The 12,733-nt window shown below is 61.6% G+C and carries 11 protein-coding genes; 2 read left to right on the top strand and 9 right to left on the bottom strand.

Annotation, left to right across the window (positions count from 1 at the left end; all coding sequences use genetic code 11):
* Position 1 precedes the first annotated feature (1 nt).
* The 3 genes from E0473_RS01000 to E0473_RS15785 all read right to left on the bottom strand — a co-directional run bounded on the left by E0473_RS01000 (position 2) and on the right by E0473_RS15785 (position 2,809).
* On the bottom strand, positions 2-1,306 hold the full coding sequence (locus tag E0473_RS01000) for a sugar MFS transporter (RefSeq protein WP_137679008.1): 1,305 nt from the start codon (positions 1,304-1,306) through the stop codon (positions 2-4).
* 239 nt (positions 1,307-1,545) lie between these two features.
* Entirely contained in the window at positions 1,546-2,628 is a 1,083-nt protein-coding gene (locus E0473_RS00995; protein WP_137679007.1) for a LacI family DNA-binding transcriptional regulator, read from the bottom strand.
* A gap of 4 nt (positions 2,629-2,632) precedes the next feature.
* Positions 2,633-2,809, bottom strand: a complete 177-nt coding sequence (locus E0473_RS15785; protein WP_421721759.1) for a tryptophan 7-halogenase — start codon at positions 2,807-2,809, stop codon at positions 2,633-2,635.
* Between the two features lie 268 nt (positions 2,810-3,077).
* On the opposite strand from E0473_RS15785, the gene E0473_RS15345 reads away from it, so the two are divergent.
* Positions 3,078-3,245 (top strand): hypothetical protein, encoded by a 168-nt coding sequence (locus tag E0473_RS15345; protein WP_161981463.1) that lies wholly within the window; start codon positions 3,078-3,080, stop codon positions 3,243-3,245.
* Positions 3,246-3,460: 215 nt separating this feature from the next.
* Here E0473_RS15345 and E0473_RS00985 read toward each other — a convergent pair whose 3' ends face one another.
* The 3 genes from E0473_RS00985 to E0473_RS00975 are packed head-to-tail and all read right to left on the bottom strand — an operon-like array spanning position 3,461 to position 7,133.
* Positions 3,461-5,647 carry a xanthine dehydrogenase family protein molybdopterin-binding subunit gene (locus E0473_RS00985; RefSeq protein WP_137679006.1) on the bottom strand — a complete coding sequence of 729 codons (2,187 nt, stop codon included), beginning with the start codon at positions 5,645-5,647 and terminating at the stop codon, positions 3,461-3,463.
* Positions 5,644-6,630, bottom strand: coding sequence for an FAD binding domain-containing protein (locus tag E0473_RS00980; RefSeq protein ID WP_137679005.1), 987 nt, complete (start codon positions 6,628-6,630; stop codon positions 5,644-5,646). Before E0473_RS00980 ends, E0473_RS00985 begins: the two co-directional genes overlap by 4 nt.
* Entirely contained in the window at positions 6,627-7,133 is a 507-nt protein-coding gene (locus E0473_RS00975; RefSeq protein WP_137679004.1) for a 2Fe-2S iron-sulfur cluster-binding protein, read from the bottom strand. The genes E0473_RS00980 and E0473_RS00975 overlap by 4 nt, the downstream gene beginning before the upstream one ends.
* A gap of 321 nt (positions 7,134-7,454) precedes the next feature.
* Between E0473_RS00975 and E0473_RS00970 the strand changes: the two genes are divergently transcribed.
* The gene (locus tag E0473_RS00970) at positions 7,455-9,491 is read left to right on the top strand and encodes a TonB-dependent receptor (protein WP_241657272.1); all 2,037 of its coding nucleotides are present in this window, start codon (positions 7,455-7,457) and stop codon (positions 9,489-9,491) included.
* A 33-nt stretch (positions 9,492-9,524) separates the two neighbouring features.
* Here E0473_RS00970 and E0473_RS00965 read toward each other — a convergent pair whose 3' ends face one another.
* From E0473_RS00965 to E0473_RS00955, 3 genes are read right to left on the bottom strand one after another with little or no spacing between them, the layout of a single operon-like run.
* Positions 9,525-9,962, bottom strand: coding sequence for a response regulator (locus E0473_RS00965; protein ID WP_137679003.1), 438 nt, complete (start codon positions 9,960-9,962; stop codon positions 9,525-9,527).
* Entirely contained in the window at positions 9,947-11,920 is a 1,974-nt protein-coding gene (locus E0473_RS00960) for a sensor histidine kinase (RefSeq protein WP_137679002.1), read from the bottom strand. Before E0473_RS00960 ends, E0473_RS00965 begins: the two co-directional genes overlap by 16 nt.
* Positions 11,910-12,569, bottom strand: coding sequence for a response regulator (locus tag E0473_RS00955; protein WP_137679001.1), 660 nt, complete (start codon positions 12,567-12,569; stop codon positions 11,910-11,912). Before E0473_RS00955 ends, E0473_RS00960 begins: the two co-directional genes overlap by 11 nt.
* Positions 12,570-12,733 lie beyond the last annotated feature (164 nt).

The raw sequence follows: 12,733 nt of genomic DNA, 5'->3' as shown, positions 1-12,733 counted from the left end.
ACTAGACTATTGCAGCATCCACCGGCTTGCGGGCGAAAATGCCAAACCCGGCGATGATCGCATAGCACAGGGCCGGAATGGCCAGAGCACCGGCAAGGCCGATCCCGTCTGCCAGCAGGCCGTAAAGCGCAGGGATAACCGCCCCGCCCGCAATCGCAACGTTGAGGATTCCCGAACCGTCCGCCGCCTTGGGGCCAAGCTTCTCGCAGGCCAGCGCGAAGATCGTGGGGAACATGATCGAGTTCATCAGCCCCACCGCAAGCAGCGAATAGCCTGACAACACGCCAGTGGTGTTGGTCGAGATGAGGATGAGCGCAATGGCGCCAATAGCGTTGAACGCCAGCACCTTGCCCGGGCTCACCATTCGCATCACCACCGAGCCGATGAAGCGCCCCAGCAGCGCCCCGCCCCAGTAGACCGATAGCAACTTGCCCGCCGCCTGCTCGGGCAGGCCAAGCACGCTAGCCTGCATCAGATAGCTGACAATGAAGCTGCCGATGGCGACTTCGGCGCCGACATAGAGGAAGATGCAAAGCGCGCCGTATCCAAACCGTGGCCGCTTGAGCAGGCCGAGCCCTTCGGCGAGGCTGGTCGCCTCGTGCTTTTCGCCCTTCAATCGGTTGCGGAACATCCAGACGACGGCCGCAACCACCGCGATGGCGGCAGCGAGGCCAAGATAGCCGTTCACGATCGCCTGGCTTTCGGCCTGGCGATAGGCGGTCAGCTCCGCGTCCGATAGCTGGTCTGCCGTGACGAGCGCCAGCGAGCCGAGAATGAGCATAGAGCCAAAATAGGGAAAGATCGTCGTGCCGGCAGAGTTGAACGCCTGCGCGAAGGTGAGGCGGCTATGCGTCGTGCTGGGCGGCCCAAGCAGGCTGATGAGCGGATTGGCCACTACCTGAACGATCACCACGCCGCTTGCGAGGACGAAGTAGGCGAACAGAAACATGCCGAAGATGGCGGTCTGGCTAGCCGGGATGAACATCAGGCAGCCTGCGATCATCAGCAACAGCCCCACCACAGCGCCGCGCATGTAGCCCACGCGCTTCACCAGTTTCGAACCGGGAATCCCGACCACGGCATAGGCGATGAAGAACCACAGCTGCACGAGGCTCGCCTCGAAGTAGGAGAGCGTGAACAGCTCCTTCAGCTTCGGGATTATCACATCGTTGAGCGAGGTGATTCCGCCGAAAATGAAGAACAGGCCGAAGACGAAGTATTGCAGCCCCGGCGCGTTCACGGGCGGGCTGTCCTCCACCACCGGTTGCGGATCGGTGCTCGAAGATACCCCAGGTGCCAATGCCATTTGCGCTCGTCCTCTCCACTGGCGTCGCTCTTTGGCGACCGGTCTTTATTCTGCTTTCACGACCAAAAAGCCTCAAGCCGAGGCGCTCTTTAGCACGACTTGCAAGGCGCAGGCCGTGCCCTCCGGCAGATCTCCAAGGCTTACCGATGCAATCTCGAATGTAAATGCGCCATTGCTCTCGATCCCGAAGCCTGTGCTGCCCCCCAGCACCCAGCCGCGCCGATTGCCCGCCAGACTGCTCAGCCAGCCGAACAGGATGTTGAACCGACTGGCGCAGGTGGCGGCGCGGTCGATCCGCGCGTCTCCAGCTTGCCGCTGACCACAATCGTCTCCTCCGGCAACTTGTCGCCCTTGCTCGCCCCGATCAGCAGTTTGACCGCGCGCGCAGTCGTCTCGGAAATAGGCTGATCGACGGCCGTCAGAGGAGGATGGGTGAAGCGCACCACCGGGGTGTTGTCGAAGCTTATCAGTGACAGGTCGCGCGGAACCTCGAGTCCGCGTTTGCGCGCCAATTCAAGTGTAGCGAGCGCCATCTGCTCGCTGCTGGCGATGATCGCGGTCGCCCGGTCATCCAGATCGAGCAGCCTTTGCGCCGCGATCAAGCCGGACGCGAAGCCGAAATCGCCGCGCTCGCACAGGTGGGTTGAGTCGCAGCCCACCGCTTCCAAGGCGCTGCGCCAGCCGTCGATGCGCCAATTGCTGAGGCTGTATTCCTCCGGCCCGGCAATAAACCCGATCCGCTTGTGCCCGAGTGCCAACAAATGCTCGGTTGCTTCGCGTGCCGAGCCTTCGTCATCCATCGTCAGGAAAATGCCCGGGCCGGGGCCGCGCGAGCCGATGCGCGCAAAGGGAATTTTTTCGCGGTCGAGAAGGAAAGTCAGATGCTCGTTCTCGGAGTGAGGCGGCGTGAGAATGACGCCATCGGGCTGAAGCGCCGCGATGGCCGCGCCAAGCTCGCGCTCGATATGGTCGCTATGCGTATCGACGAGTTCGACGATCATGCGAAACCCGTGCTTGGCGCATTCGAGCATCCCGCCAAGCAGCATCTGATCGACCCAGTCCGTACCCTGACGCAATTTCCAGTCGGCAATGGTGCGTTCGCGATCGTTCAGGGCGAGGATCATGTATGACCGCGAACCGCTCATGCGCTGCGCGGCGATGGAGGGCACATAGCCTAGCTTCTCAATGGAGGCCTGCACCCGCTGGCGCATTTCGGGCCGCACATTGGGGCCATCGTTGATCACGCGGCTGACCGTTTGCAGCGAAACGCCGGCATCTGCAGCCACATGTTTGATCGTCACCGCCTGGCGCCGCCGTCTCATTATCTCAAGCCCTCAAACTATCTTGTGCCAAAGCGCCACCGAACGAAGGGAAATAGGACTGGCCAACGTCTTTCCAGTTTTCGAACGCGATGCCCAGCTTGAAGGTCGCCTGCGCGGCGCGCATCAACTCGGCCTCAGGGATATCGAGCAAATGGTTGAAATTCACCAGCGGCGCGGTCATCGATTCCCCCCAACGCCAACCGTGCCGATCTGCTCCCGTTCCACGAGCGTGACCGCAATCACCGGGCCGAGCGTGCGCGCCAAAGCCGCCTCCAACTCGGATATGGCCGCCAGAGGTTGTATTTGGCCCGGGCCATGCCCATTTGATGAATGGCTACCAGTCGCAATCGACGGTCAACGGCGCATGAGATGCGCCATTTCCTTCAGTTCCGCCTTCAAGTCACCCGGTGGCCGCTAATGGCTGGCGGGACGTTCAGAAAGGAACGAAGATGTCGAGTTATGCAACCATCCCCGGCGTTGGTCCGGTCGGTAAGCCCGGCGAGCTTGCCCTGCCCGCCATAGCGCAATTGTTCTTCGTGAACGCGAAACTGCATTCAACCGGGCACAACGTGCGAGAGCATGTGGGAATGCTCATCAGGCGCGAGGTGTCGCTTTGAGTACCCGGCGAAGCGACGGCCCCAACTATATGTCGGTCCTCTTTCCCGTCCTATTTTTGGCGGCAATATTTTTCTGGTTCGTACAGTAAAGCTCGTCACTTACCTCGTGGCTTAAGAGGCTGACCCACCACCACAGCATGGTTGCTATTGGCGATAGCTATCCACTGCCGGTTTGCATTACTGGCGATTTTTGAGCGGCTCGCTATGCCGGACTACTAATCCGGCATAGCTTTCAGAACATGATCGGGCGTCATCGGATAGTCGAAGATGCGCGCACCTGAGGCGTTGTAGATCGCGTTGGCGATCGCCGCTGCGCCGCCGCACATTCCCAATTCGCCAATCCCCTTGGCCTGAATGGGGCTCGCCGCAGCATCGCGTTCCTCAACCATCAGCACGTCCAGCTCAGGCACGTCTCGGTTGACCGGCACATGGTATTCGGCGAGGTCGCAGTTTACCAGATGACCGTCGCGCGGATCGAACTCCAGCGCCTCAGTAAGCGCTACGCCGATGCTCCACGTGATACCGCCCAAGCATTGCGATCGGGCAGTCTTGTGATTTAGCACACGCCCAAAACCGAACGCGCCGAGCATTCGGTCCACACGGGTTTCGCCGGTGTAGCGATTGACGCGTACCTGGGCGAAAAAAGCGCCGAAGCCAGCCGCGGTATAATCGTCTTTGATGTCGCCGGGCTCGTAATGCCCCTCTCGCGCGATATCCTCTCCACCAAGCAGGTCGATCAACGACTTCCCGGCTGACGTCTTGCCTTGGGATAGCTCCAGAGCGGTTTCTTCCACCCCGACCCGCGCAGCAAGGTCTTCACGAATAGCCTTACAGGCAACGTAGACGGCCGACCCTGTAGATGCAGCGCCCCAGCTCCCACCTGATCCGGATCCGCGCGGATGGCGCGTATCGCCCAACTCAACCAGAACCTTATTGGGCTCTAGGCCCAGCATTTCTCCGGCGATTTGGGCCAGGATCGTGTACGTTCCGGTGCCGATGTCGGTCATATCGGTCTCGACCAGCGCCGTGCCATCGGATTTCAGCGTCACTTTTGCGCGGGCTTCGGAGATACTGTGAGCGCGCGCCGCACTCGCCATCCCCGTGCCGACCCACCACTCGCCATCCTGGTGCTGCCTTGGCTTGCGCGGGCCACTGTCCCACCCGAACGCTTCGGCACCTTGCTTCAGACATTCCGCCAACTTGTTCGACGAAAACGGAAGCCCTTCCTCTGGGTCTTGCTCGGGGATGTTTTTCAAGCGCAATTCGACCGGGTCGATTCCCACCTTTTCCGCTAGCACATCCATGGCGCCTTCAAGCGCGGGCATACCCACCGCCTCACCCGGCGCGCGGACCGAGCCGGCCGTCATGCGATGGATACGCGCCACTTCGAGCATAAGTTCGCGGTTTTCGCCGCTGTAAAGGAAGTGCGACGATTGCAGCACCGGCTCGGCAAAAACCTCGCCGGGAAGGTTGGAGACCACCGCATGATGACCGAAGCCTGTCAGCTTGCCGTCCTCATCAGCCGCAAGCCGAAGGCGCTGCGTCGTTTCGGACCGGCGCATGATGCACTGGAAGACCTGCTGACGAGACATGACCACACGAACAGGCCGAGCCAGATCTTTCGCGGCAATGGCGGCCGCGACGACCTCCTCGCTTATTCCAAGCTTCGAACCGAACCCACCGCCCACGAAGCGCGAGATCAGACGAACGTCATCCTCTTCCACGCCAAGCGCGTCGGCCAATTCGCTGATGTTGTAGTTGAGCATCTGCAACGAGGCGTGGACGGTCAGTTTGTCACCATCCCATTCGGCAATCGCTGCATGTGGCTCCATCGCCGCTGAGGCATGGCCACGGGTGGTAAAAGTAACGTCGACCGAATGAGCGGCTTCGGCCATTGCATGGGCAAGATCGCCCTGCCGCACGGTGCCGTCTTTTTCTTCTGTCTCGACAGCCTGCGGATCGACCGGAGCGCCCTCCTCTTCACGATACTTAACAGTCAGATGCTTTGCCGCATCGCGGGCCTGTTCGAATGTTTCCGCGACCACAAGGGCAATGGGCTGCCCCCAGTAGCTGATCGTTTTCGGCCCTTGCTTAGGCGCCTCGTTGGCCGTGCCTTGCGCCGGTCGGGTTGTGAGCCGGGAATCATCGATCACCGCCAACACGCCCGGCATTGCAAGAACCGCGTCCTTGTCCAATCCGACAACCTCGCCCCGCGTGATCGTCGAGGTAACAAGCACACCTTCGGCACAGCCTTCGACCGGATATTCTGCGGCATAGGGTGCGGTGCCGGTGACCTTAGCCAGCCCCTCGAGCCGGGAAACCCCCTTGCCGAGGACGCCCTGCTTCATGCCATCGAGACGGTTGGATTGCTCTGGCTTGTCCTGCTTGAAATGAACGGTCATGCCGCCTCCTCCGCCGCATGCTCAAGCACCGCGTGAAGCGTGCGCCGGGCAAGCGGAATTTTGAAATCGTTCTCCCCATAACCACGTGCGATTTCGAGAAGGATGTCAGCAGCCTTGTCGAACGTCTGCGCAGTAGGCGGCTGCCCGATCAGCGCTTCAGCTATACGTAGATCGTGCCAGGGCTTGTGCGCCAGGCCGCCGAACGCAAGATCTGCGCGTGAGAACAGCCCATCTTTCATTTCAACGATGGCGGCGATTGATACCAGCGCAAAGGCATAAGACGAACGCTCGCGCACCTTGCGATAGATCTGCGTCCCGCCAACGGGAGCCGGCAAGGTGATCGCTGTGATGATCTCGCCATCCTCCAGCACGTTATCGCGCCAGGGCGTATCCCCGGGCAGGCAATGGAAATCGCGCACAGGCACCGTTCTTTCGCTGCCACCGGCTGTCGCGATATGGACCTGAGCATCCAGCGCACTTAGCGCCACGGCCATATCGCCCGGATAAGTAGCGATGCACTGATCGCTCGCGCCGAGGACCGCGTGCAACTTCGCAATGCCGTCGATCGCACCGCAGCCGCTGCCCGGCTCGCGCTTGTTGCAAGGCTGGTCGATGTTCGTGAAATAGAAGCAGCGCGTTCGCTGGCAGAGGTTTCCGCCGTTGGTCGCCTTGTTGCGAAGCTGCTGTGTCGCACCGGAAAGGATTGCGCGCGCAAGAACGGGATAGTCGGAACGCACGCGTGGATGGACAGCAGTTGCAGTGTTGGTGGCCAAAGCTCCAATCGAAAGCCCCCCGTCAGCGGTCTTCTTGATTTCGTCGAATCCGATTCGATTGATGTCCGCGAGCTTATGAGGTGTTTCCACCTGCAATTTCATCAGATCGAGCAGATTGGTGCCGCCTGCGATAGCCATGGCGCTTTCATCCGCGGTGATCTGGCGGGCATCTTCGATCACGCGCGCCTTGGTGTAAGAAAACGGCCTCATGCGCTTTCCTCCGCCACATCGCGAATGGCTGCGACAATGTTGGCGTAGGCGCCGCACCGGCAGAGGTTGCCGCTCATGCGCTCGCGAATTTCCTCGCCGGTAACGTTCATCTCGCCCTCCAGGCTTTCACTGGCGTCGCTTGGCCAGTTGTTGGCAATTTCCTGGAGCATCGCGGTGGCCGAGCAAATTTGGCCTGGCGTGCAATAGCCGCACTGAAAGCCGTCGTGAGCTACGAACGCCTTCTGCAACTCGGAAGGAGCTTCGGGCGTTCCAAGTCCTTCGATCGTCGTGACCTCGTCACCATCATGCATCACCGCGAGGGTCAGGCAGCTGTTGATGCGGATGCCGTTGACGATGACCGTACAGGCCCCGCACTGGCCATGGTCGCAGCCCTTCTTGGTGCCGGTCAGGCCAAGATCCTGACGAACGAAATCTAGCAGCGATCTGCGAGGATCATCGGGCAGCGAATGCTGGGTGCCGTTGATGGAAATGGTATCGGACAAAATCGCCTCCTGTCTGACTTGAACAACCGGGCCGCCAAACGTTTCCGCCTTTTCTGAGATCGCATACGATTGCGTGATTTTCCTGCGAGCAGCGCCGACACCACCCGCGTTTGGGACTCGCGAACCGGAAGAATTGCTTCAAGGCGCGCTATTGATAATGACAAGCGAAAGCGCTCGCGATAAAGGCGCGCGCCATGCCCAACACTCGCTCCTTGATTTTCTGGAATAGCTGTCTTGGCTGGAGTGGGCTGTCGACCCGCAAACCGCTTGCCTGGCGGGCTAAACTTGCAACTCCATCACCAAATTCATGAGGGTACTATCTTGTCCAAACTGCACCTGACTTCGGCACTGGCAATTGCCCTTGCCGCCTTCCCTCTCACCGCCCGGGCAAGTGAGGAAAAAAGCGCGCCAGCCAATGGCATGGACGATACCAGCTTCTCGGTCGGCGATATTATCGTCACCGCAAGCAGCGTGGCTGGCAGCACGCGCAACGTGCTCACCTCGGTCGACCGCATGGGCGGCGATGTCGCGCAGAGTGCCGATGTCGACAACGTCTACGAACTGATCGGCCAGATGCCTGGGATCCAGGTCACCGACTTCAATCAGGGCACGACCAACGGCAAGTTTTCGATGCGCGGCTTCAATGGCGAGAGCAAAATCAACGCGGTAAAGCTGCTGATCGACGGCGTCCCCTCGAACAGCAATGATGGCACCACGCCCTTTATCGACATGGTGTTTCCCCTCAACATCGCGACAATCGAGGTAGTGCGCGGAACGTCCGATCCGCGCTATGGCCTGCACGCCATCGCCGGCAGCGCCCACATTCGCACCCGCACTGGTGGCACCTATGCCGAAGGCCGCGCTTCCGTGGGCAGCTACGACACTTACGAGGGTCAGGTCGTCGCCGGCCTGGAGAGCGGCAAGGTTACCCAGAATTACCAGATCGCCTATCGCGAAAGTGCTGGATACCGCGACCATTCGGACAGCCAGCGTCTCAGCCTCTCGGGCAAATGGGGCATCACCCTTACCGATGACGTGCAGCTCGGCGCCATCGCCCGCTACTACGAGGCCGAAGCAGAGGAGCCGGGCTTCCTCACCTTTGCCGATAGCCGCGCCGCTCCGCGCATGACCAACGCCTTCAACGCATCGGACGGCAGCACCCGCGACATCCAGCAGTATGCGCTAAACGCCGACATCGCTCTTTCGAGCCAACTCGATTGGTCGAGCGTGGGCTGGTTCAACCGCCTGCGCGACGAGCGCTATGTGAAGTTCTCCGCCGCGGCCTCGCAACAGCTGCGGCTGACCGAGGAAGATCACTATGGCCTTTCAAGCGTGCTGCACTGGCGCGGCGATCTGGGCGCGACCAGCCTGATCCTCGAGGCTGGCGGCGATGTCCAGTGGCAGGACAACCGCTCACTGCGCTGGCTCTCGGTGGAGCGCGAGCCGATCAGCCAGGTCCGCGATCAGCGGTTCGATCTCACCGTGGGCGGCGCCTATGTGCAGGCTATCGTCGAGCCGACCGACTGGCTGCGCATCACACCGGCCTACCGTTTCGACTGGGTCGGCGGCGGCTTCACCAACCAGCTTGCCGGCACGGATGCGCCGATCAACGATTACGGCAGCATCGACCAGCCCAAGGTTTCTGTCGCGCTGCTGCCCGCCGCCGGTGTCACGCTTTATGGCAACTGGGGCAAGACCTATCAGATCGGGCTTGGCTCTGGCGCCTATCTGATCGCTCCGCGCGTCGTCGACCTTGCCCCTTCCATCAACGAGGGTTGGGAAGTGGGCGCCAAATATGCGCTGGGCGACCGGGTCCAGGCGCGGCTTGCTTATTGGGAGCAGAGCGCGAGCGGCGAAATCGCCCGCAAGACCAACGACCCGCTGGGCGACTTCGAGAACATCGGCGCAACCGACCGGCGCGGGATCGACGTGCAGGGCAAATTGACAGTGCTGGAAAGCCTGCGCCTGTGGGGCGCGCTGTCATGGCAGGAAGCGATTATCGCTGTGCCCGACCCCGCCACCCCGGAATATGCCAACAATGCGATCGACCACACGCCCGAATGGCTGTGGTCGGGCGGCATCGACTGGAGCCCGGTGGACGCCGCAACGCTCTCGCTCACCGGTCGCGGGCAATCGTCATACTATCTCACCAACGCCAATAGCGAGGGCAACTGGGGCCAGTTCACGGTATTCGACGCCAGCGCTTCCTACCGCGTGAACGAGACGATCGCGCTTGGCATCGCACTCAAGAACATCGGCGATGTCTATCACGAGTACGTGTGGTGGGACGGAGCCCAGTCCCTTCACAGCCCGGCAAATGGCCGCAACGTCACCGTAAGCCTCCGCCTGCGCCGCTGATGCACTGGGCCAAGAAAGCCCGGCGCGATCCTCTCAGGCCGATCTGAGCCGTTCGTACAGGATGCGGGTCTCCAGCAGATTGGAGATCCGCAGGGCCACCTCGATCACGTCGAACGGCTTGGTCACAAAGTCTTTCGCGCCCAGCGACAGCGCACGTCGGCGGGCTTGCAATGTGGTATCGGCAGTAAGCACCAGAACCGGACGATATTCGTCAGCCTTGTCATGCCGGCCGAAGGCCTCCAGCAGCTCGAACCCGTCTACCTGCGGCATCATGAGATCGAGCAGAACAAGATCGGGCTCGAAGTCGATATAGGCCTGAAGCGCCTTCGTGGGGTCACTGAGGCACTTGAGCGAGGCGTAGCCCTCCTGTTCGAGCAAGCTCTGAAGCAAGAGGATGTTGGGCTGCTCGTCGTCGATTGCCAGAATGCGGCGCTGCCGTATTTCGGCAGGATCGATCAATTTGGCGGGCATGGCTGACCTTCATTGTTATCGGGTGGCAGGGCAAGGTTCTTATCGCGGCCAGTGGTGGGTTGAAGCAGGCTGAACCAGAAACGCGAACCCGGCTCCAGCGGTTCGTAGCCAATCTGTCCGCCCATTGCCTCGACCAGACTCTTCGACAAAGACAGACCCAGCCCCGTGCCCTCGACCCGCGCGCGCTCTTGTTGGCCGAGCCGGTCGAACGGCGTAAAAATCCGTTCGGCCATGCCGCGCGCCACGCCTGGGCCATCGTCTTCCACGCTTACTCTCACCGCATCGTCATCAATGGTGCAGGCGAGGCGAACCAGCGAGCCTGTGCGGTTGTACTTGGCCGCATTCCCGACAAGATTGAGCATCACCTGGATAACACGGCGCCGGTCGGCGAGCACCAAGGCCTGGCGGTCCGGCGCGATACGCTCGAACGTCAGGCCGGCGGTTGCTACGATAGGCGCTGCAAGGCCCTGAACCTCGTCCAGCAGTTCATTCAAGTCGATTGGCTCTATCTTGAGCTCGGAGGCGCCTGCCTCGATGCTGGAAATGTCGAGCAGGTCGTTGATGAGTGACAGCAGGTGCCGGCCCGCCAAGGTTATCTGGCCGATCGCCTCGCGATGGCGCTCATCGAACTGGTCCTCGTTGAGTTGCAGCAATTGGCCGAAACCGAGGATGGCATTGAGCGGCGTGCGCAGTTCGTGGCTTGTGCGCGATAGGAACTGGCTCTTGGCGCGGCTTGCCGTCTCGGCCTCCTCGCGCGCCTTGCGCAAGGCGTCTTCCGACCGGCGACGCTCGGTCATGTCACGCGTCACCTTGGCAAATCCTTGCAGTTCGCCGCGTTCGTTGCGTAGCGCCGTGACGACCACATTGGCCCAGAAGCGTGAACCATCCTTGCGCACGCGCCAGCCTTCATCTTCCGCCGAGCCACTGGCGCGCGCGCGTTCGAGCATCTCTGAAGGAAGGTAGTCGCGGGTTTCGGGCGGGTAGAATCGGCTGAAATGGTGGCCGAGGATTTCCTCCGCCTGCCAACCCTTGATCCGCTGCGCACCCAAATTCCAGGTCGTCACGATACCTTCGGGATCGAGCGCGAAAATGCCGTAATCGCGCACGTCTTCCACCACCAGGCGGAACCGCTCCTCGCTTGCGCGCAGATCGTCCTCGCGCGCGTGGAGCAGCGCGCTGGCCCGAACCAGACCCTGCGCCAGGCGGCCCACCTCGTCGGCTTCCTCAGGCGGATCGGTCAATCGCTCACCCTCGGCCAGAGCCCGGGCATCGCCCTCGAGCTTGCGCACCCGGCGGACAATCCCGGTCGAAAACAGGTAGACCGCCGACAGGCTGCCGAGCAGGCCCACAAGCGCACTGATCGCCGTCAGCACCAGAAACCCGCGCCGCACCTCATCGACGCGGGCACGTCGCTCGTCGAGAACCACGGCTTCGCGTTCCTGAATGGCATCGATGGAGCGCCGGACCTCATCGAGAGAAAGCTTGTTGCCCACCAGTGCCGTGGAAAGTTCTGCCGAACTGGTGCCGCCGCTATCGGCCTCTTCGAGAATTTCCCTGAGGCCTTCACGCTTGTCCCGTTCAAGCCGGCGCAGATCCTCGAAATGTTGGCGAACCACATGATCCTCGATTGCGTCATCGAGCCGTCCGATGGTCGGTGGCAACTCCGCCTCTGCCTTGCGGTAGGGATCAAGAAACTGCTCTTCATTGGTCAGCACATAGCCGCGCACCCCGGCAGCGGCTTCGGCGAGCAGGGCATGGACCTGATAGGTGTCGCGTTGAATGGCGAAAGCCCGGCGCACGTCGCTTTCGGCCCGCGTTTCCGCATTGCTGGCAAGGTAGAGAGATACCAGCGCGCCCAGCAAAATCGCCAGCGGCAGCGCCACCACGACGAGGCCCTTTACCGCCAGCGACCGGTCAGCCCAATAGCGCGCAACCCTGCGCATCGCTTCAACTGTCATCTGTTGTCGCCGTCCGCGTGTTGGTTTTTACCGCCAAGACTGCGGCCTGGGTGCGGTCGGCCACGCCGAGCTTCGAAATGATCCGCTCGACATGAGCTTTCACCGTCGCCGGGCTGATCGCAAGGACGCGGGCAATGGCCTTGTTGGTCTTCCCCTCGGCAACCAGCGCGAGCACATCCTTCTCGCGCGGCGTGAGCACCTGCGCCGGATCGCTGAAGCTTGGCGCGTTTCCCTGCGTTCGAAGCGCAGCACCCAGAAGGTCAAGCGGAAGTGCCGAGTTGCCAGCCATCACCTGCTCGATTGCGCGGCGCAGATCGCCGATCGCGGTATCCTTGAGCACATATCCCGAAGCCCCGGCGGCAATCGCCTCCCGAACGTAGCCGTGCATCTCGTGCAGGGTCAGCATGATAATGCGACTGGACAGCCCCGCCGAGATGATGCGCCGTGTCGCTTCGAGCCCATCGATCCCGTCACCGAGGCGAACGTCCATCAGAACGATATCGGGCACCAGATCGCAGGCCATCGCCACGCCCTCCTCGCCCGAGGCGGCCATGCCCACCACAGCCATCGCGCCGCCTTCCAGAACGGCCTTCAGCCCTTCCCTTGCCAACTGATGATCGTCAACGATCACAATGCGCGGCGCTGCCATAGCCTAGGCCCTCGGCGCGAGGTGGGCTTCGACAGTCACCCCGCCCTTCTCGCCCGCCCGCCATTCCAGCGTGCCACCGATGTTGGCCATGCGCTCCTTCATGCCCTCGATACCGATATGATACCCGCCAGCAGACTCCGGTTTGCTGCGGCCCTTTGGGCGCA

Source organism: Aurantiacibacter suaedae (genome assembly GCF_005434915.1).
In the GTDB taxonomy this organism is placed as follows: domain Bacteria; phylum Pseudomonadota; class Alphaproteobacteria; order Sphingomonadales; family Sphingomonadaceae; genus Alteraurantiacibacter; species Alteraurantiacibacter suaedae.
Note: the sequence above shows the minus strand (reverse complement) of the source record. Positions and strands in the feature narration are given on the sequence as shown.